This window comes from Brevundimonas sp., from assembly GCF_031082345.1.
Classification (GTDB): domain Bacteria; phylum Pseudomonadota; class Alphaproteobacteria; order Caulobacterales; family Caulobacteraceae; genus Brevundimonas.
Genome location: NZ_JAVHLH010000021.1, coordinates 1 through 18,657, shown reverse-complemented (window position 1 = coordinate 18,657; position 18,657 = coordinate 1). Strand labels below are relative to the sequence as shown.

17 protein-coding genes, 1 tRNA gene and 1 pseudogene are annotated in these 18,657 nt (G+C 69.4%); 10 read left to right on the top strand and 9 right to left on the bottom strand.

Annotated elements, in window-relative coordinates; translation table 11 throughout:
- The 4 genes from dxs to RDU12_RS02680 all read left to right on the top strand — a co-directional run.
- Positions 1-1,822 (top strand): 1-deoxy-D-xylulose-5-phosphate synthase (gene dxs, locus RDU12_RS02695; protein ID WP_308684054.1); only part of this gene is annotated, 1,822 nt, incomplete at its 5' end.
- Positions 1,823-1,887: 65 nt separating this feature from the next.
- Positions 1,888-2,286, top strand: a complete 399-nt coding sequence (locus RDU12_RS02690; RefSeq protein ID WP_300291484.1) for a hypothetical protein — start codon at positions 1,888-1,890, stop codon at positions 2,284-2,286.
- A gap of 878 nt (positions 2,287-3,164) precedes the next feature.
- A complete protein-coding gene (locus RDU12_RS02685) occupies positions 3,165-3,623 on the top strand; it encodes a RidA family protein (protein WP_300290027.1) in 459 nt (152 codons plus the stop codon).
- Complete coding sequence (locus RDU12_RS02680) at positions 3,620-4,771, top strand: GNAT family N-acetyltransferase (RefSeq protein ID WP_300290029.1); 1,152 nt, start codon at positions 3,620-3,622, stop codon at positions 4,769-4,771. Before RDU12_RS02685 ends, RDU12_RS02680 begins: the two co-directional genes overlap by 4 nt.
- Position 4,772: 1 nt before the next feature.
- Here RDU12_RS02680 and RDU12_RS02675 read toward each other — a convergent pair whose 3' ends face one another.
- On the bottom strand, positions 4,773-5,126 hold the full coding sequence (locus RDU12_RS02675) for a phage holin family protein (RefSeq protein ID WP_300290031.1): 354 nt from the start codon (positions 5,124-5,126) through the stop codon (positions 4,773-4,775).
- 102 nt (positions 5,127-5,228) lie between these two features.
- Here RDU12_RS02675 and RDU12_RS02670 point away from each other — a divergent pair, with 102 nt between their 5' ends.
- Both RDU12_RS02670 and RDU12_RS02665 read left to right on the top strand, forming a co-directional pair.
- Positions 5,229-5,666 (top strand): HIT family protein, encoded by a 438-nt coding sequence (locus RDU12_RS02670; protein WP_300290033.1) that lies wholly within the window; start codon positions 5,229-5,231, stop codon positions 5,664-5,666.
- A 44-nt stretch (positions 5,667-5,710) separates the two neighbouring features.
- Positions 5,711-5,786: transfer RNA gene (locus RDU12_RS02665), tRNA-Thr, on the top strand.
- A gap of 14 nt (positions 5,787-5,800) precedes the next feature.
- Here the strand turns inward: RDU12_RS02665 and RDU12_RS02660 are convergent.
- A complete protein-coding gene (locus RDU12_RS02660) occupies positions 5,801-7,672 on the bottom strand; it encodes a ferrous iron transporter B (protein ID WP_300290034.1) in 1,872 nt (623 codons plus the stop codon).
- The gene (locus RDU12_RS02655) at positions 7,672-7,983 is read right to left on the bottom strand and encodes a FeoA family protein (RefSeq protein WP_300290036.1); all 312 of its coding nucleotides are present in this window, start codon (positions 7,981-7,983) and stop codon (positions 7,672-7,674) included. Before RDU12_RS02655 ends, RDU12_RS02660 begins: the two co-directional genes overlap by 1 nt.
- A gap of 139 nt (positions 7,984-8,122) precedes the next feature.
- Here RDU12_RS02655 and RDU12_RS02650 point away from each other — a divergent pair, with 139 nt between their 5' ends.
- The gene (locus RDU12_RS02650; RefSeq protein WP_300290038.1) at positions 8,123-8,611 is read left to right on the top strand and encodes a cytochrome c family protein; all 489 of its coding nucleotides are present in this window, start codon (positions 8,123-8,125) and stop codon (positions 8,609-8,611) included.
- Between the two features lies 1 nt (position 8,612).
- On the opposite strand, the gene RDU12_RS02645 is transcribed toward RDU12_RS02650, so the two are convergent.
- The 4 genes from RDU12_RS02645 to RDU12_RS02630 all read right to left on the bottom strand — a co-directional run bounded on the left by RDU12_RS02645 (position 8,613) and on the right by RDU12_RS02630 (position 14,574).
- Positions 8,613-11,801 carry an efflux RND transporter permease subunit gene (locus RDU12_RS02645; protein ID WP_300290039.1) on the bottom strand — a complete coding sequence of 1,063 codons (3,189 nt, stop codon included), beginning with the start codon at positions 11,799-11,801 and terminating at the stop codon, positions 8,613-8,615.
- Positions 11,801-12,916 carry an efflux RND transporter periplasmic adaptor subunit gene (locus tag RDU12_RS02640; RefSeq protein WP_308684053.1) on the bottom strand — a complete coding sequence of 372 codons (1,116 nt, stop codon included), beginning with the start codon at positions 12,914-12,916 and terminating at the stop codon, positions 11,801-11,803. The genes RDU12_RS02645 and RDU12_RS02640 overlap by 1 nt, the downstream gene beginning before the upstream one ends.
- A gap of 120 nt (positions 12,917-13,036) precedes the next feature.
- Positions 13,037-13,813 (bottom strand): hypothetical protein, encoded by a 777-nt coding sequence (locus RDU12_RS02635; protein ID WP_300291092.1) that lies wholly within the window; start codon positions 13,811-13,813, stop codon positions 13,037-13,039.
- Positions 13,810-14,574: a class II aldolase/adducin family protein gene (locus tag RDU12_RS02630; RefSeq protein WP_300291090.1), complete on the bottom strand. Its 765-nt coding sequence runs from the start codon at positions 14,572-14,574 to the stop codon at positions 13,810-13,812. The genes RDU12_RS02635 and RDU12_RS02630 overlap by 4 nt, the downstream gene beginning before the upstream one ends.
- Before the next feature lie 143 nt (positions 14,575-14,717).
- Here RDU12_RS02630 and RDU12_RS02625 point away from each other — a divergent pair, with 143 nt between their 5' ends.
- The 3 genes from RDU12_RS02625 (at position 14,718) to RDU12_RS02615 (ending at position 17,186) form a co-directional block, all read left to right on the top strand.
- Positions 14,718-15,824 carry a DUF2336 domain-containing protein gene (locus tag RDU12_RS02625; RefSeq protein WP_300291088.1) on the top strand — a complete coding sequence of 369 codons (1,107 nt, stop codon included), beginning with the start codon at positions 14,718-14,720 and terminating at the stop codon, positions 15,822-15,824.
- A gap of 46 nt (positions 15,825-15,870) precedes the next feature.
- Entirely contained in the window at positions 15,871-16,644 is a 774-nt protein-coding gene (locus RDU12_RS02620) for an NAD kinase (RefSeq protein WP_300291086.1), read from the top strand.
- A 65-nt stretch (positions 16,645-16,709) separates the two neighbouring features.
- Positions 16,710-17,186 carry an Hpt domain-containing protein gene (locus RDU12_RS02615; protein WP_300291084.1) on the top strand — a complete coding sequence of 159 codons (477 nt, stop codon included), beginning with the start codon at positions 16,710-16,712 and terminating at the stop codon, positions 17,184-17,186.
- A gap of 55 nt (positions 17,187-17,241) precedes the next feature.
- Here the strand turns inward: RDU12_RS02615 and RDU12_RS02610 are convergent, their stop codons facing one another.
- Positions 17,242-18,384 (bottom strand): DUF2336 domain-containing protein, encoded by a 1,143-nt coding sequence (locus tag RDU12_RS02610; RefSeq protein WP_300291080.1) that lies wholly within the window; start codon positions 18,382-18,384, stop codon positions 17,242-17,244.
- A gap of 82 nt (positions 18,385-18,466) precedes the next feature.
- Positions 18,467-18,657, bottom strand: a pseudogene (locus tag RDU12_RS02605) (lytic transglycosylase domain-containing protein); the annotation flags it as partial.

The window sequence follows — 18,657 nt, the reverse complement described above, 5'->3', positions numbered from 1 at the left end:
CGGAGACCGCGTCGATGGTCTCGACCCGGTCTCCGTCACCGGCGGCCACCTCGGGGCCGGCCTCGGCGTGGTCGAGCTGACCGTGGCCATCCACCACGTGTTCGAGACGCCGAAGGACATCCTGATCTGGGACGTCGGCCACCAGTGCTATCCGCACAAGATCCTGACCGGCCGCCGCGACCGCATCCGCACCCTGCGCCAGCCCGGCGGCCTCTCGGGCTTCACCAAGCGCAGCGAGAGCGAATACGACCCCTTCGGCGCCGCCCACGCCTCGACCTCGATCAGCGCCGCCCTCGGCTTCTGCGCCGCCCGCGACCAGAAGGGCGAATCGAACAAGGTCGTGGCTGTCATCGGCGACGGCTCCATGTCCGCCGGCATGGCCTATGAGGCCATGAACAACGCCGCCGAGACCACCAAACAGCTGGTCGTGATCCTGAACGACAACGACATGTCGATCGCCCCGCCGGTCGGCGGCATGAGCGCCTATCTGGCCAAACAGGTCTCGGGCGGCGCCTATCGCAATTTCCGCCGCTTCGGAAAGTCGGTCGCCGAACACATGCCGCGCCCGTTCCGCAACGCCGCGCGCAAGGCCGAGGAATACGCCCGCGGCATGGTCACCGGCGGCACCTTCTTCGAGGAGCTGGGCTTCTACTACATCGGCCCGATCGACGGCCACGACATGGACAATCTGGTGCCGATCCTGCGCAATGCGGCGGCCATCGACGACCGCCCGGTCCTGGTCCATGTGGTCACCCAGAAGGGCAAGGGCTACGCCCCGGCCGAGACCAGCGCCGACAAGCTGCACGCGGTGGTCAAGTTCGACGTCGTCTCGGGCAAGCAGTCCAAGTCCGTCTCCAACGCCCCCAGCTACACCAAGGTGTTCGGGACCGAGCTGATCAAGCGGGCCGAGCGCGATCCCTCCATCGTCGCCATCACCGCCGCCATGCCCTCGGGCACCGGGCTGGACCTGTTCGGCCAGGCCTTCCCCGAGCGCACCTATGACGTCGGCATCGCCGAACAGCACGCCGTCACCTTCGCCGCCGGCCTCGCCGCCGACGGCATGAAGCCGGTCTGCGCCATCTATTCGACCTTCCTTCAGCGCGGCTACGACCAGGTCGTCCACGACGTCGCCATCCAGTCCCTGCCGGTGCGCTTCGCCATGGACCGCGCCGGCCTGGTCGGGGCCGACGGCGCCACCCACGCCGGCAGCTTCGACATCGGCTACATGGGCGCCCTGCCGGGCATGGTGCTGATGGCCGCCGCCGACGAGGCCGAACTGGCCGCCATGATCGCCACCAGTCTCGAGATCGACGACCGCCCCTCGGCCTTCCGCTATCCCCGCGGCGACGGCGTCGGAGTCGAGATCCCGGAACTCGCCGCCCCGCTGGAGATCGGCAAGGGCCGCGTCGTCCGCGAAGGGACCACCGTCGCCATCCTGTCGCTCGGCACCCGCCTGCAGGAATCGCTCAAGGCCGCCGACGCCCTCGCCGCGCGCGGCGTCTCGGCCACGGTCGCCGACGCCCGTTTCGCCAAGCCGCTGGACGCCGACCTGATCCTGCGCCTCGCCCGCGAGCATGAATGCCTGATCACGGTGGAGGAGGGGGCCATGGGCGGCTTCGGCGCCTTCGTGCTGCAGATGCTGGCGGAAAAGGGCGCCCTCGACGCCGGCCTCAAGGTCCGCACCCTGCATCTGCCCGACGTCTTTCAGGACCAGGACAATCCGGCCGCCATGTACGCCACCGCGGGCCTCAACGCCGAGCACATCGCCGCCGCCGCCCTGCAGGCGCTCGGCGTCGAGGCGTCCCGCGCCGTCCGGGCCTGATCATCGCCGCAGGCAACCTCGGTCCTCCACCCCCGTTCTGTCGGGTAACAAGTGGAGTACTGATCGTGAAAGCCCATCTCTTCCTCGCCGCCGCCCTGATCTGCGGCGGCTGCGCGACCCAGCAGCCGGCCGGCGCGGGCGCAGACGGAACCGCAGGCTCCGGGACGGTGGTCCAGGCCGGCGACGCCAACCTCACCTGCGTCCAGATCGCCGATGAGGCGGCGACGCTCAGCGAACGCATGGGCGACAATACGCCCGGCCGCCTCGGCGCGGCCGTGGACGTGGCCAAGGCCGGCGCCGCCATGCTGATTCCCGGGGCCGGCCTGGTGATCGCCGGCGCGGACGCCCTCACTGACGGGGAGCGCCGTCGCCGCGAACTCGAAGCCCAGGCGCTCCGGGACCGCTGGAACTACCTCAACGGCCTCTACATCGCCGGCGACTGCATGCAGAACGCCAGCCGCTGAGGGCCGCTCCAGACCAACGCGCCGACACCGCCGCCTGCGGGTTCATCAACGGACACGAAGAGGCGCAAAGGACACGACGGGAGCGAGTTGGTCGCCGCTCTCCGCGGGCTCTTGCCCGCAGTCATCCATGGCGTCTCCCTGACGGGAGCCGCGGGCCCGCCGGCCCCGTCGTGTCCTTTGTGAATCCGTTGTGTCCGTCGTGATGAACCCTGGCTCTCGAGGGCCATGACGCTGTGCTGGCGATCCGCGAAATTATAGTCCGATTGTCACAAAACTCTCCTGCGACATCAGACACATCGCCTTTTCTCGACGCTGTTTTCCATCCGCGTAAATGGCGGCCGTATAATGCCGTCCATCCCGTCGCGGGGGAGGGCGTCTGGCGCCAGGGCCAACCGCGTGCGGCGGGTGTGATCGTTGCGGGACGCCGCGTATCGCCTTCGGGCGGCGCGCGGCGGAACCGGACCATCCTGGAGGACGGGTTGCTCCCCCCTCCGGCGTGGAAAGGGACTGTCCTCCGGTTTGAAACGGAGGAGCCCAGGGGCCTGGCCGCTCCTGCCCGCCCGGGCTTAGTTTCGAAAGGGTCTAAAGGCGAAAAGGACCGGGGGCCGAAAACTGGCGACACCCCGCTCCGCCTGGGAGGCCCGCCCCGAAGCGCTCGGAAGCCGCGATCACGGCGGAGCGCAGGCGTTCAGCCGAAAATTCACACAGGCTCCCGTAACGCGAAAGCAGGGGGCCACACGGTTCCGGGCCGACCGCCCGCGCTCCGCCGACCTCCCCGACCGTTTGGAGACAAGCGGCGGAGAGTCATGCCCGATGCAGGGCTGACGCCGCCCTTCCCGCGCGCTAAACCGCCCCCACATCCCCATCAGGAGCCTGCCATGACCGTCGCCGCCCGCCTCGCCGAACTCGGCATCCAACTGCCGGAACCCGCCAAGGCGGTGGCCAACTATGTGCCCTACGTCCAGAGCGGAAACCTGCTCCACATCTCCGGCCAGCTGTCCAACGACGCTTCCGGCGGGATCAAGGGCACGGTCGGCGCCGACGTCTCGCCGGAGCAGGCCCAGGCCGCCGCCCGGATGTGCGGCGTCAACCTTCTGGCCCAGATGTCCGCCGCCCTGGACGGGGACCTCGAGCGCGTCGTCCGCGTCGTCAAACTGGGCGGCTTCGTCCAGGCCGCCGGCGACTTCGAGGCCATCCCGGCCGTCATCAACGGCTGCTCCGACCTGATGGTCGAGGCCTTCGGCGACAAGGGCCGCCACGCCCGCTCGGCCGTCGGCGTCTACCGCCTGCCCCTCGGCTTCGCCGTCGAGGTGGACGCCATCGTCGAGGTGCGGTGACCTTCACCCTCCGCGTTCACGACCGGGTCGCCGACATCGGCCGCGAGGCCTGGGACGCCTGCGCGTCCCCCGCCGGCGATCCGTTCGTCTCCTTTGATTTCCTCGACGCCTGCGAGGCCTCCGGCAGCGCCGTCCCGCGCGAGGGCTGGGCTGGCCGCCACCTGTCGCTCGAGGACGAAACCGGCCGCGTCCTCGGCGTCATGCCCCTCTGGCTCAAGGGCCACAGCCAGGGCGAATACGTCTTCGACCACAGCTGGGCCGACGCCTACGAACGGGCGGGCGGTCGCTACTATCCCAAGCTGCTGGCCGCCGTGCCCTTCACCCCGGTCACCGGCCCCCGCTTCCTCGCCCACCCGGACGCCGACCTCGCCACGGTGCGCGAGGCCCTGCTGCAGGGCGCCCTGGCCCTGACCGAGCGGCTCGGCGTCTCCTCCCTGCACGTCAACTTCCCGACCCGCGGCGACTGGAACGCCATGGGCGAGGCCGGCCTGCTGCTGCGCCAGGACATGCAGTACGTCTGGCGCAACGACGGCTATCAGACCTTCGACGACTTCCTCGCCGCCCTGTCCTCCGGCCGCCGCAAGACCATCCGCCGCGAGCGCCGCGAGGCCCGGGCCGGCCTCGACATCCGGGTCCTCACCGGCCCCGATATCGAGGACGCCCACTGGGACGCCTTCTTCGCCTTCTACATGGACACCGGCTCGCGCAAATGGGGCCGGCCCTATCTGACCCGCGACTTCTTCAGCCGCCTCGGCGCGACCATGGCCGACCGCATCGCCCTGGTCATGGCCTTCCGCGACGGTATCCCCATCGCCGGGGCGCTGAACCTGATCGGCCGCGACGCCCTCTACGGCCGCCAGTGGGGGGCGCTGGAAGAGGTCCCCTTCCTCCATTTCGAGCTCTGCTACTACCGGGCCATCGAGTTCGCCATCGACCGCGGCCTGTCGCGGGTCGAGGCCGGAGCCCAGGGCGAACACAAGATCGCCCGCGGCTACATGCCGACGCCGGTGTATTCGGCCCACTGGATCGCCGACCCCGCCCTGCGGGCCCCCGTCGCTGACTATCTGGCGCGCGAACGCCCCGCGGTCGACGCAGAGATCCGGGTTCTCGCCGAAGAGCTCTCGCCGTTCCGCAAGGATGTCCGGTGACTCAGTCCCGCCGTTCGCCGCCGATGAACCAGCCGGCGATCCAACTGACCACGCCGGTGACGATGGCCGCGCCGATCCCGGCCCACAGGCCGTCGACCACGAACCCGCCCAGCAGCGCGGCCACCAGTCCGATCACCGCCGCATTCACCACCAGCAGGAACAGGCCGAAGGTGAGGATCGTTAGCGGAAACGTCAGGATGGTCAGGACCGGCCGCACGATGGCGTTGGCGATCCCCAGCAGGATCGCCGCCAGCAACAGCGAGGGCGTGTCGGTGAACCCCACGCCGGGCACGATCTGCGCCGCCAGCCACAGGGCCAGGCAGGTGACGAGAAACTGGACGATGAACCGCAGCATGGCCGACTCCCTTTGGACCTTGACCCTAACACCGGAACGCCGCCGGGGCTCCCCTGTTGCCGTCCGCATTGCTAGCCTCGCCCGAACCCGCCGGAGCGCGCCATGACCCTTCACGCCCCCTACGATCCCGACAACATCTTCGCCCGGATCCTGCGCGGCGAGATCCCCGCCGTGAAGGTGTGGGAGGACGACCACGTGCTCGCCTTCATGGACGTCTTCCCCCAGTCCGAGGGCCATGTCCTGATCGTGTCGAAAACCTCGACCGCCCGCACCCTGCTGGACATCGAGCCCGAGGTGCTCGCCCGCCTCGCCGCGGCGACGCAGCGCACTGCCCGCGCCGTGGTCAAGGCGCTGCGGCCCGAGGGTTTCAAGATCATGCAGTTCAACGGCGAGGCCGGCGGCCAGACCGTCTTCCACCTGCATTTTCACGTCATCCCCCGCTGGAGCGATCGCCCCATGAAGGGCCACGGCCACGCCCCAATGGCCGAAACGGAAACGCTGCGCGCCCTCGCCGATCGCATCGCCGCCGCGCTCGATTGACCCCGGGCCGCGCCGTCCGCATAAGGGCCGCCGTCACGACGGACGCCGGTTTAGCTCAGCTGGTAGAGCAGCGGTTTTGTAAACCGAAGGTCGCGGGTTCGATTCCTGCAACCGGCACCAGTCGTCTGAGGGGCTCAGCCCCCGCCCAGACCCACCGAGATCCGGTAGGTCAGGAAGGCCGCCAGATAGGCCAGGCCGAACATGTAGACGACCATCACCCACATCCATTTCCACGAGTTGGTCTCGCGCTTGACCACCCCCAGCGTCGCCACGCACTGCGGCGCGAAGACGTACCAGGCCAGGAAGGCCAGCCCGGTCGCCAGGGACCATTGCCCCGCCAGGGTGGTGGCCAGAACGGCCGTGGCGCTCTCGGGATCCGCCACGGCGTAGACTGTGCCGAGGGCGGCGACCGCCACTTCCCGCGCCGCCATGCCCGGGATCAGGGCGATGACCATCTGCCAATTGAAGCCGATCGGCGCAAAGATCGGCTCCAGCGCCTTGCCCATCATCCCGGCGAACGAATAGTCGATGGCCGGCGCCGTGGCGCCTTCCGGCGGATAGGGGAAGGTCGACAGGGCCCAGATCAGCACCATCAGCGGCAGGATGATCCGGCCCGCCCGCTCGAGGAAGATCCGCGCCCGGAGCCACAGATTGAACAACACGCTGCGAACGTCGGGCGCCTTGTAGGCGGGCAGCTCCATCATGAAGGGCTCTACCGCCCCCCGCCAGAAGATGCGCCGGATCACGAACGACACCGCCAGGGCGCTGAGGATGCCCGCCGCATACAGGCCGAACATCACCAGCCCCTGCATGTTGGCGAAGCCCCATACAGTCCGGTTCGGAATGAAGGCGGCGATGATCAGGGTGTAGACCGGTATTCGCGCCGAACAGGTCATCAGCGGGGCCACCATGATGGTGGTCAGTCGATCCCGCTTCGAATCGATCACCCGCGCCGCCATGATCCCGGGGATGGCGCAGGCGAAGCTGGACAGCAGCGGAATGAAGGCCCGGCCATGCAGGCCCGCCCCGCCCATGATCTTGTCCATAAGGAAGGCGGCCCGGGCCATGTAGCCGAAGTCCTCGAGCATGATGATGAACAGAAACAGGATCAGGATCTGCGGCAGGAACACCAGCACGCTGCCGACGCCCGAAATCAGGCCGTCGACGATCAGGCTCTGAAAGATCCCGTCGGGAACCACGGCCGCCACGCCGGCGCCGACAATGCCGAGACCGGCTTCGATGCCGTCCATCAACGGCGTGGCCCAGGTGAAGACCGCCTGGAACATGACGAACAGCAGCGTCAGCAGGATGAGAAGCCCGCCGACCGGGTGCAGCAGGACGGAATCAATCCGTCCCGTCAGGGTGTCCGGACGTTCCGGCGGCTGGACGCACGCCTTCATGATCCGCTCGGCCTCACGGGCCGCGCTGCGCAGGGCGGCGGCATCCGGGGCTATCCAGGACATTTCGGCGGCCGAGGACGGGCCGCCGGCGGCGGCCTCGATCGCCGCGATCAGATCCTCGATGCCGCGTTTTCGGGTCGCGGTGGTGGGAACGACCGGGACGCCCAGCTCCGCCGTCAGCCGTTCGAGATCGATCCGAAGCCCCTGACGCTGGGCGATGTCGTACATGTTCAGGGCCAGCACCATCGGCCGGCCGACCGCCTTCAGCTCCAGCGCCAGCCTCAGCACCAGCCGCAGATTGGTGGCGTCGGCGACGCAGACGATCACGTCCGGGGGGACCTCGCCGGCCAGCCGTCCCAGCACCGCGTCGCGGGTGACTTCCTCGTCCGGGCTGCGGGCTCGGAGCGAATAGGTGCCCGGCAGGTCCAGCACCGACAAGGTCTGCCCGTCCGCGGTGCGGATCAGGCCTTCCTTGCGCTCCACGGTGACGCCGGCGTAGTTGGCCACCTTCTGGTGGGCGCCGGTCAGGGCGTTGAACAGCGCCGTCTTGCCGCTGTTGGGATTGCCGACGAGCGCGACCCGCGCGCTCCGAACCGCCATGTCCATCAGGCGGGAACCTGCTCGGCGTCCGCCGGCGCCTCGATGGTGGCGAACACCGCCTCCATCCGTACAATCAATCGGGCCGCTTCGCGCCGGCGCAACGCGACCCGCATGTCGTCGACCTTCATGGCGATCGGGTCGCCGCCTACCAGTCCCTCGTGCAGCAGTTCGATCCGCGCGCCCTCGACGAAGCCCAACTCCAGCAGGCGACGCTCGAGCTCCAGCGCATGCTCATCGTGGTGGCAGTGATCGCCCACCTGGACGATGACGCCGCGATCGCCGCGGCGGGCCTTGCTGAGGGGAATGGTGTCGGACATGACGCTCACGCAACGGCGCGACCGGCGCCTATATGACAGTGATTATCAGGTGCGATAGCGGTCCGTCCACCCTGTCGAAGGGTCGCAGGCGTTGTCGGCGGCGTTGGTTGCGCTATCAGGGACCGTTACGGAGACCCGCATGAACCGTTCCGTCCTGATCGTCCTAATCAGCCTTGGCCTTGCATCCTGTGGTCAGGGCGAAAGCGACGCCGCCGCCCCGGCGGCTCCCCCGCGACCGGCGCCGACCGACGCGGAAAGAGCCGCCCTGCTCGCCGCCTTGCCTGTTCCCTATGATCAGGCCGACCTCGACAACGGTCGGCGCGTCTTCGCGCGCTGCCGCTCGTGTCACACCATAACCGAGGGCGGGCCGAACATGACCGGACCGAACCTCCATGGCGTGTTCGGCCGTCAGGCGGGCGGTCTGGCCGGCTACAACTACTCCCCGGCCCTGAAGGCGGCGGGCTTCGCATGGGACGGCGAACGGCTGGACCACTGGCTCGAAAACCCGCGCACCTTCCTCCAGGGCACGAAAATGAGTTTCGCCGGCATCCCCGGCGCGGAGGACCGTCGCGACGTCATCGCCTTCCTGAAGGTCGAGACCGGCTACACGCCGCCCGCCCGGCCCTGATCTATTCAGCGGCGGCGGGCACGGAATCGTTGGCCGCCGCCTCCTTCGCCTCCCACTCCTCGATCTTGCGGGCGGTGTACTCGGGCGACTTGGTGAACCGCGCCAGCACGCCATAGATCACCGGCACCACGAACAGGGTCAGCAGGGTCGCGAACATGGCCCCGGCGAAGATGACCACGCCGATGGTCTGGCGGCTGCCGGCCCCCGCCCCCTGCCACAGCACCAGCGGCAGGGCCCCGAAGGCGGTGGCGATCGAGGTCATGATGATGGGCCGCAGGCGCAGGGTCGAGGCTTCGATGATGGCGTCGTGGATCGACCGGCCCTGATCGCGCAGCTGGTTGGCGAACTCCACGATCAGGATGCCGTTCTTGGCGGCCACCCCGATCAGGATGATCAGGCCAATCTGGCTGTAGATGTTCAGGCTGGACCCGGCCATGACCAGGCCGAACAGGCCTCCGGCGGCGGCCAGCGGCACCGTCAGCATGATCACCGCAGGGGTGATCCAGCTCTCGAACTGGGCCGCCAGGACGAGGAAGACCAGCAGCAGGGCGAGTCCGAAGGCCCAGCCCACGGCGCTGCCCGCTTCGTTCTGGTCCCGCGCAGCGCCGCCCCACTGGATCGTGGCTACGCCCGACGGCTGTCCGGCGGCCTCCTCGTCCAGAAACGCCATGGCGTCGGCCAGGGTCGTACCCGGGTTGAGATCGGCGCTGAGGGTGATGCTGCGCTGGCGGTCCAGTCGCCGACGATCCGGGGTGTCGCCCGAGGTCTCCGTCGTGACCACCGCCGACAGGGGCACCAGCTGGCCGCCCCCGGTCGAGACGTACAGCGCCTCCAGATCGCCGACCGAGCGCCGGTTCTCGAGGTCGGTCTGCAGGATGACGTCGTATTCCTGCCCGCCGCGGATGTAGGTCGTCGCCCGGCGGGATCCGAACATGGTCTGCAGCGTCCGGCCAATCTCCTGCGAGGACACCCCCAGGGCGGCGGCCCGCTGCGGGTCGACATCGACCAGCAGGCGCGGCGCGTTCGGCTCATAGTCGAGGCGAGGCCGTGAGAACCCCGGATTCTGCTGGGCGGCGGCCAGGATCGGCTGCACCCATTCGAACATGTCTTCGTATTCGGCCCCGGTCAGGACCATCTCGATCGAGTTGGAATTGCCGCCGCCGCGCTGGAAGGCGCCCGGCACACTGACATTGACCTGGGCGTCGGTCTGGCTGCGCAGCTTCTGGTTCAGCTCCTGGGCGATCTCGTCGGCCGACCGGCCGCGCTCGGACCAGTCCTTCAGGGTCAGCACCGCATTGCCGGAGTTGAAGCTTCCGCCTCCGAACCCCGGGGCCGAGATCAGATAGCTCTCGACCTCGCCGGCTTCCCGGTACTCCGCCAGAATGGGCTCGAGGCCCAGCATGATGCGCCGGGTGTAGTCGAAGCCGGCGCCCTCGGGCCCCTGCACCCGGCCGACGATGCGGCCCCGGTCTTCCGGCGGCACCAGTTCGCTCGGCAGGGCCAGGAACATGGCGCCCGCCCCCGCCGCCACCAAGACGATCAGTCCGACCACGCCGCCGACGGCCGCTCGCCGGCCGAGCAAGGCCGTCAGCGAGTTCCGGTAGGAGTTCTTCAGCGCCTCCATGCCGCGGTCGACCCGCCTCGCCACCCATCCCGACCCCGAGGCGGGGCGCAGGATTTTCGACGCCAGCATCGGCGACAGGCTGAGGGCCAGGAAGGCCGAAAAAGCCACGGCCGCGGCGATGGCGGCCGCCAGTTCGACGAACAGCCGCCCGACGTAGCCCGGCAGGAACAGCAGCGGCGCGAACACCGACAACAGCACGACCGTGGTGGCCACGACGGCGAAGAACACCTGCCGCGCCCCGCGTTCCGCCGCCACCAGCGGGGGCTCGCCGTGATCGATGCGGCGCTGGATGTTCTCGGTCACCACGATGGCGTCGTCCACCACCAGGCCGATCGCCAGCACCAGGGCCAGCAGGGTCAGCAGGTTCAGCGAAAAGCCCAGTGGCGCCAGGATGATGAAGGTCGACAACAGGCAGATCGGGGCCACGATCGACGGGATGAAGGCGGCGCGGAGGGTTCCCAGGAAGATGAAATTGACCAGCGCCACCAGCGCGAGGGCGATGCCGATGGTGATCCACACCTCGTCGATGGCATGGGCGGTGAAGACCGAGTTGTCCGATCCGACGACCAGTTCCGTCCCGGCCGGAAGGCTGGCCTGGACCTGCTCCAGCATGTCGCGCACGCCTTCGGAGATCGCCAGATCGTTGGATTGGGCCTGACGGGTGATGGCGAGGCCGATCTGGTCCAGGCCGTTGCCGCGGAACAGCCGGCGTTCCTCCTCCGGAGCCTCCTCGACCCGGGCGATGTCGCCCAGACGGGTGACATAGGCAGTTTGCCCCTGCAAGGCGCCGCTCGCCTGCGCGCCCGTGGCCGCGCCGCCGGCCCCGCGGGTGCTGATCGGCAACTGCCGGAAGTCGTCGGCCAGGGCATAGTTGCGGGCCACCCGCACCGTGTAGTTCTTCTCGCCGGAATCGAGCGCGCCGGCCGGCAGTTCGACGTTCTGGGTGGTGAGGGCCGATTCGACGTCGGTCACCGTCAGGCCCCGTGCGGCGAGGGCGGACGGATCGAGCCAGACGCGCATGGAATAGCGCTGCTCGCCGTAGATCTGGACCTGGGCCACGCCGGGCACCGTCGCCAGGCGGTCGAGCAGATAGCGGTCGGCGTAATCCGTCAGCGCCAGCCGGTCCATCTCGCTGGACCGCAGGAACAGGATCATGATCGGCTGGCTGTCCGTGTCCGCCTTGGCCACTTCAGGCGGATCAGCCTGATCGGGCAGATTGCCCAGCACGCGCGAGATACGGTCCCGAACGTCGTTGGCGGCGCTGTCGATGTCGCGGTCGAGGGAGAATTCGATACGGACGCTGGAACGGCCGTCGCGGCTGGTCGAGTTGATGCGTTCGACGCCCTGGATGCCGGCGATGCGCTGTTCGATCGGTTCGGTGATCCGGCTCTCGATCACCTCGGCGGAGGCGCCGGCGTAGCTGGTGTTGACCGAGACGATGGGCGGATCGACGTCCGGCAGTTCCCGCACGGGCAGGAAGAAGAAGGCCGCGGCCCCGATCACGCACAGCACAATCGCCGCCACCGCCGCGAAGACGGGACGGCGGACGGAGAGGTCGGACAGCATCATCGGGCGGCGCCCGGCCGACGCGCCGGCGCGCCGGCCACGGTCACCGGCGATCCCGGCTGGATGCGGTTCAGGCCCGAGGCGACGACCCGGTCGCCCACGTTCAGCCCCGACAGCATCTCGACGAAGCCGTTCTCCACCGAGCCCGCACCGACATTGATGCGCTGGGCGGTCAGGCCCCGTTCGCCGGGCGCGATGCGGAACACAAAGGCGTTGTCGCCCTCATACTGGACCGCCGCCTCCGGGACGGCCAGGCCCTGGCGCACGCCCTGCCTCACCACTACCCGCATCGACATGCCGGGGCGAATGCGTCCGCCCGGGTTGGGAATCTCCGCCCGCGCGGTGGCCGACCGGGTCTGCTCGCTGACGCGGGTGTCGATCAGGGCTATGCGGCCCGCGAAGGTCTGTTCGCCGAAGGCGTCCGCCGTGGCGACGATCGGCACGCCGGCCCGCAGCACCGACAGATAGCGCTCGGGCAGCGGGAAATCGACGCGGATCACGCTGATGTCGTCCAGGGTGGTGATCACCGCGCCCGGGCTTATCAGGGTGCCCGGGGTGACGCTGGTCAGTCCCAGCACCCCGGCGAAGGGCGCGCGGATCAGACGGTCGCCGCGCCGCGCCTGGGCCGCGGACAATCCCGCCCGCGCGGCTTCGAGCGCGGACTCGGCGTTCTCGGCCGTGACCCTCGGGGCCACCCCGCGCTCAGCCAGTTCGCGGTAACGATCGTACTCGCGCTGGGCCTGCCCCACGCGCGAGCGCGCCTCGATGATGTCGGCGTCCTCTTCGCGCGCCTGCAGTTCGACAAGGGGCGCGCCCGCGGCGACGCGTTGGCCGTCGGTGAACAGGACGCGGGTGATCAGCTCGCTGGTCGACGAGGTGATGTTGACGGAACGCCGGCCGCGCGCGACGCCCAGAACCCGGATCTCGTCAGAGAACTCACGGGGCGTGACGACCGCCTGCGACACCGCCTGGCCCCGGCCCGCCCCGGGGCCGCCGCGCCCGCCCGGCCCGCCGCCCTTCTCCTCCCCGGCGAAGGCGAGGCGAAGGATCACGGCCACGACCATCAGGGCGAGGAGGACGGCGGCGGCGGCGAGAAAGAAGTGGCGCTTGATCACGCGGGGCAGGCTCCGGGTGGGGACGAGCCGACTTAGCGGCTCCCGCCGTCGACGCAACTAATGTCTCTGCAACGTGCGGTGTTTCAGATTCCGTCGGCGCCAAGACAGCGGTTCTACGCATCAGAACCGGCGCCAGATGCCTATCACCGGTCCGCTCGCCTCAGGCGTTTCCCGCCCCGCGACCGTTTGCCGCCAGCCGGCCTGGACGCTCCAGTCGCCGAAGTCCCGAACCACCGAGGTTTCCACCGACAGCCAGCGCGCCACGCCGTCTTCCGTGCGCCCGCCGAAGGCCTGGGTCAGCACCATCCAGTCTTCGCCCAGATGCACGCCGGCGGTCGCATCGATCCGGGTTTCGTCCGGCAGTCCCTCGCGCATGCGGCGCGCCAGCTGAAGCTCGACGAAGGTCCGTGGCGGAACGGGTCCCCAGCCCGTCTGGAAAGAGCGCCCGAGGGAGGCGCGGACCTCCCAGTCCTGATCGCCCTGCCCCGGCGCCGCATAGCCCGCATTGCGCCCTTCCCCGCCCGTCGCATAGCCGGCGTAGAGGCTGAACGCCGCGCTCTCGTCGCGCCAGGCCTGCCAGCTGATCCCCAGCTCGATCGGTCCCCGCCCCTCGAAGTCGACGAAGGCGTCTTCACCGGATTGCCAGTCGCCCTTGAGCTGGACCGTCAACCTGTCGGTGAGGCCATATTCCATGAACGCGCCGATCGTGGTGTCGCGCCGTCCGGCCGGGAGGTCGGCCAGCACGCCGTCGGGGTCGAAGCCCCGGTCGGCGGTCATGTGCTCGAACTTGAAGATGACCTGGGCCTTGCCCTTGGGCTGGTTCCACGCGCCGGCGGCGGCGGGCGTGGCGAGGGCCGCGACCGTCAGTCCGATCAGCAGCCCCCCGGCGCGGTTCACACGTCGTAACCCGGGGACTTTCGATCGAGCATTCGCAACGCCCCCGGCCAGGCCAGGGCCGAAACGAAGCCGATGCCCTTGCCCTGCTCCCGGGTCTCGGCCTGCGCCGCCTCGGGCGCCATCAGCACATGCTCTCGTCCGACGGACAGCGCCGCCACCTGCTGGGCGCAGGCCCGCTCGAGGAAGAACATGCCGATCCACGCCTGCGCCGCCGTCTGGCCCACCGCGAGCGTGCCGTGGTTCCGCAACAGCATCAGCGGCTTGTCCCCGAGGTCCGCGACCAGCCGCTCGCGCTCGTCATGGTTCAGCGCCAGCCCCTCATAGCCATGATAGGCGACCTGATGCTGCAGCAGGCAGGCGTTCTGGCCCAGCGGAAGCAGGCCCTCCTGCTGGGCCGCGACGCCGACGCCGGCGACCGTGTGCAGATGGATGACGAAATGGGCGTCGTCCCGCGCCGCATGGATGGCGGAATGGATGGTGAAGCCGGCCGGATTGATGAAGCTGGTCGTGTCCTGGACGATGTTTCCGTCCAGATCGACCTTGACCAGGCACGAGGCCGTCATCTCCTCGAAATACCAGCCGTAGGGATTGATCAGGAAATGCTTCTCCGGCCCCGGCACGCGCGCCGAGATGTGGGTGAAGATCATGTCGTCCCAGCCGTGCAGGGCCACGAGACGATAGAGCGCGGCCAGCTCGACGCGGGCGTTCCACTCCGCCTCGGAGACGCGGGATTTCAGCGAGGGGGTCGTTCCGTCGGCCATGGTCCGGGTCCTCAAGGTTGCGTACGGCGGCGCACGCTCGCGCCGGGCGGCCCCGACGTCAAGATTCAGCTTCCGTTAACCCTGCCTTAGCGGCCTGCCGCTAAGCTTTCGAGAGCCGAATCGTCGGCGCGCCGGAGTTTCCCTTGACCGTCGCTCAGCTACGCTCCCCGCCCCTCGCCTCGCCCCCGGCCTATCCGGACCTGCTGGCTCTCGCGCGCAATCCCAACCCCGACGCCCGTGAGCGCCTGCTGCTGGGCGTCGTCGCCCTGTGCGACGCCCGGCCGCCGTCCGGCGAACTGTCGCCGGTCCTGAGCGAAATCTTCCTGACCCTGGCCCGACAGGCGGAGCGCGAGGTCCGCAAGGTCCTGTCACAGCGCCTCGCCCATGCCGATTGGGCCCCGCCCGCCCTGATCAATGTCCTCGCCCTCGACGAGATCGAGATCGCGCGCCCCGTGCTGGCCGCCAGTCCGCTGCTGCAGGATGACGATCTGCTGCGCGTCCTGGTCGAGGCGACGCTGGAGCACCAGATCGAGATCGCCCGCAGGCCTCACCTCGGCGGCCGGGTCGCCGACGCCATCATCGATCGCGGCGAGCCCGCGACCCTGACCGCCCTCGCCTTCAATCGGACGGCCGAACTCAGCCTCGACGGTCTCCGTCGGCTGGTCGAGCAGTCGCGTCGGGTCGCGGCGCTCCGGGGGCCGCTGACGCGCCATCCGCGACTGACCGAACAACTGGCCGAGCAGATGTACCAATGGGTCGGCGCGGCGTTGCGACAGTCCATCTGCGCCCGCTTCCAGGTCGATGAGGCGAAATTGGCGCCGCTGATCGAGCAGTCGGTCTACGACGCCCGGTCGGGGACCATGCAGCCTGTGCCGGCCAACGATCCGGACCGGGACGAGATGGAGCGTCGCCTCGTCGCCAAGCTTCAGAGCGCCGGCCAGCTGCGCGCCGGCTACCTCGTTCGCGCGATCCGCGAGCGTCGTCTGGGACTGTTCATCCACGCTCTGGCCACCCTGGGCGGTTTCTCTGTCGCCCAGGTGCGCGAGGCGCTGGAGGCCCGCAGCCCGGAGGCGCTGTTCTACGCCTGCGCCGCGGCCGGCGTGGATCGCGCGGTCTATCCGGCCCTGCTGACCGAGATCCGCCTGCTCAACGACGGATTGCCCGGCGACGCGGGCGCGCCCGTCTGGACGCGGGGCGCCATTTCACCCGCTTCGGCGGCCCGATCGTTCCGGGCGCTGGTGAAGGGCTGAACACAGCGCGTTTGACTTCACCCACGGGCTCGGCTTGCGTAGACGCGTGACCCAGCCAGATCTCCGCATCGCCTTCTCCGCCTCGGATCGTCCCGAAGCCGCGGCCGCCCGCGACCGGCTGGTGGCGCTGTACGGGTCCGCCGACACCGCCTCGGCCGACGTCATCGTGGCGCTGGGCGGGGACGGTTTCATGCTGGAGACGCTGCACGCCAACCTGCAGCGGCGCACCCCGGTTTTCGGCATGAACCGCGGCTCGGTCGGCTTCCTGATGAACGACTACAGGGAAGAGGGCCTGCCGGAGCGGCTGGCCACGGCGGGACGGGCGGTCATCCACCCGTTGCAGATGGACGCCTGGACGGAAGGCGACAAGCTCCACAGCGGCCTGGCCATCAATGAGGTGTCGTTGCTGCGTCAGACCCGACAGAGCGCCAAGCTGCGCATCACCGTCGACGACCGGGTGCGGCTGGAGGAACTGTCCTGCGACGGCTGTCTCGTCTCCACCGCCGCGGGCTCGACCGCCTATAACCTGTCGGCGCACGGGCCGATCATTCCCTTGGGCGCGCAGGTGCTGGCCCTGACGCCGATCAGCGCCTTTCGGCCCCGGCGCTGGCGCGGCGCCCTGCTGCCGCATACGGCCAGGGTCTGTTTCGAGGTCCTGGAGCCCGACAAGCGGCCGGTCAGCGCCACCGCCGACAGCTTCGAGGTGCGGCGTGTGACCCGGGTCGAGGTGCGGGAGCGCCGCGACATCGCCCTGACCATGCTGTTCGATGCGGGCCGCTCGTTCGAGGAGCGCGTTCTGGCCGAACAATTCGCCTCCTGACGGCGTGCACCGGTTCTTAAGTGTGCCCTGCCACCATGCGAGAGGTTCGTCTTGAGGAGCTCGCCGTGAGCAATTCCGCCCAGGTTATCCGTCCGCCCAACACGCTGCGCCTCAAGGTAGGCGGCGCCTTCGGAGGCATCGACGCCAGCGCGATCGCCAAGGCCGAGGAAGCGCTGAAAGCGATGTCCTCGCAATTCGGCGAGTGGCTGCAGGACGAGATCGTCAAGCTCGACAAGGCCCAGGCCGAGATCCGCGATCAGGGCTACAATGCCCAGACCGCCGAGGCGCTGTATTTCCGCGCTCATGATCTGAAGGGGCTGGGTTCGACCTACCAGTACCCGCTGGTGACCCGTCTGGCCGGATCGCTGTGCAAGATGATGGATGATCCCGGCAAGCGGATGGCCGCGCCCCGGGTGCTGATCGACGCCCACATCGACGCCATCAAGGCCGTCGTTCGGGACCATATCCAGACCGACGACCATCCCACCGGCCGGGCCCTGGCCGAATCCCTTGAAGCCGGGGTGGCTGACCACCTCGGCTGAACCCGCCGCAAGCGCTTCCGAGACGCCCGCCCCACGGCGGGCGTTTTCAATTGGCTCAGGCCGCCGCGCCGATCGCCGCGCGGGCGGGCGCAGGCTCCTGATCCAGCCGCTCCATCAGATAGGCCAGGTCCTCGCGCGGCGCATTGGGACGCTGGGTCAGGAAACGCTGCAGCATCTGCTGACGGAAATCGTCTCCGGCGGTGTCCGCGCCCTCGGCCTGGAGCGTCCGCCAGGTGTCCACCCCGGCCCTGAACGCCTGGAACAGGCGCGGCGGCAGGCCGGCGCGGTCGTAGATGGCCTTGAGCCCCAGCGGGCCGGCGTCGTGGATCATCAGCCAGGCCCGGGGATGGGGCGTGCCGGCCAGTTCGGCCAGACCGTATTCGAACAGGGACATCTGGCCTCGCGCCAGGGCCCGCAACAGCAGCGATCCGGTCAGGGCCCGGCGGGCGTTGAGACCGGCCGTAAAGGCGGCCAGATCGGCGTGGTTCGACGCCTGGTCGACCAGGTCGATCGTGGCGCGCTCGCGCGCGAAGGCGGCCAGACGAATGGCGGTCTCGGGGGCCACCGCGTGACGTGTGACCAGATGCTCGCGCACAGCGTCCGAGGCCAGTTCGATCAACCGCTCCGTCACCGACAGCGGCAGGACCTGGCGATAGGCGATGGCGGCGACGATCTCGGGCGAGGTTCCGAAGCGGTCGACGCAGCGTCCCAACGCCGTCTCGGCGATGTCGGCGTTGTCGTTCGCCGCCAGCGTCCGGACCGCCTGTTCGCAACCCAGATCGGCCACGGCCGTCGCCACGTCGCGTCCGACGACCGGACGACCCGCGACGGCGACCTGGCGAAGGGCGGAGCCTGCCTGAACGATCTCGATCAGGTCCTCGTCCGTGAAGGCCGGTGAGAAGCTGATCAGCGGCAGGGCGACGCTGTCGACATCCGCCGCCAGCGCTCGCGCCACGTCCCGGGGAATCAGGTCTGACGACCTCAGCGTCACGGCCATGGCCCGGCGCACCAGTTCCGCCGCGTCGTGGGCCAGCATGCGCAGGATTTTCTGCGCCGCCTCGCGTTCCTCGCCGGTCAGCTCCGCCTTTTCCATGCTGCGGCACAGCTTGTGCGCGGCGGCGGCCCGTTCATCGTCGTCCGTCGCCTTGATCAGGCGGCGGATGTCGGTCTCGGTGAGTCGGGCGCGGTAGGCGGTCATGTTCGGCGCTCTGGGTCAGGCGGTGCCGGACAGCATTGGCCGGTCATCCCTAACGGGCGGTTTACCATCGCCGGATTCGCGGTCAGACGCTCGAACTGCCTTCGGGCGCAAAAGCCCCGCCGAAACCGCCGCCCTTGCCGTCGCCGTCCTGGCCCAGCAGCAGGGCCAGCAGGCTCTGGTCCTGCTTCAGCCGGTCCAGCCGGGCCGCCAGCATCTGGTCGCGCTCCGACAGCGGCGGCGCGGCGGCGGCGGGCGTGGATCCCGCCGAAGCGG

Bases quoted from the DNA above. Each gene is read 5' to 3' on its own strand.
- RDU12_RS02685 (WP_300290027.1), top strand. From the start codon at position 3,165: ATGACCGTCGCCGCCCGCCTCGCCGAACTCGGCATCCAACTGCCGGAA.
- RDU12_RS02675 (WP_300290031.1), bottom strand. From the start codon at position 5,126: ATGCTGCGGTTCATCGTCCAGTTTCTCGTCACCTGCCTGGCCCTGTGG.
- RDU12_RS02670 (WP_300290033.1), top strand. From the start codon at position 5,229: ATGACCCTTCACGCCCCCTACGATCCCGACAACATCTTCGCCCGGATC.
- RDU12_RS02660 (WP_300290034.1), bottom strand. From the start codon at position 7,672: ATGGACATGGCGGTTCGGAGCGCGCGGGTCGCGCTCGTCGGCAATCCC.
- RDU12_RS02655 (WP_300290036.1), bottom strand. From the start codon at position 7,983: ATGTCCGACACCATTCCCCTCAGCAAGGCCCGCCGCGGCGATCGCGGC.
- RDU12_RS02650 (WP_300290038.1), top strand. From the start codon at position 8,123: ATGAACCGTTCCGTCCTGATCGTCCTAATCAGCCTTGGCCTTGCATCC.
- RDU12_RS02645 (WP_300290039.1), bottom strand. From the start codon at position 11,801: ATGCTGTCCGACCTCTCCGTCCGCCGTCCCGTCTTCGCGGCGGTGGCG.
- RDU12_RS02630 (WP_300291090.1), bottom strand. From the start codon at position 14,574: ATGGCCGACGGAACGACCCCCTCGCTGAAATCCCGCGTCTCCGAGGCG.
- RDU12_RS02610 (WP_300291080.1), bottom strand. From the start codon at position 18,384: ATGACCGCCTACCGCGCCCGACTCACCGAGACCGACATCCGCCGCCTG.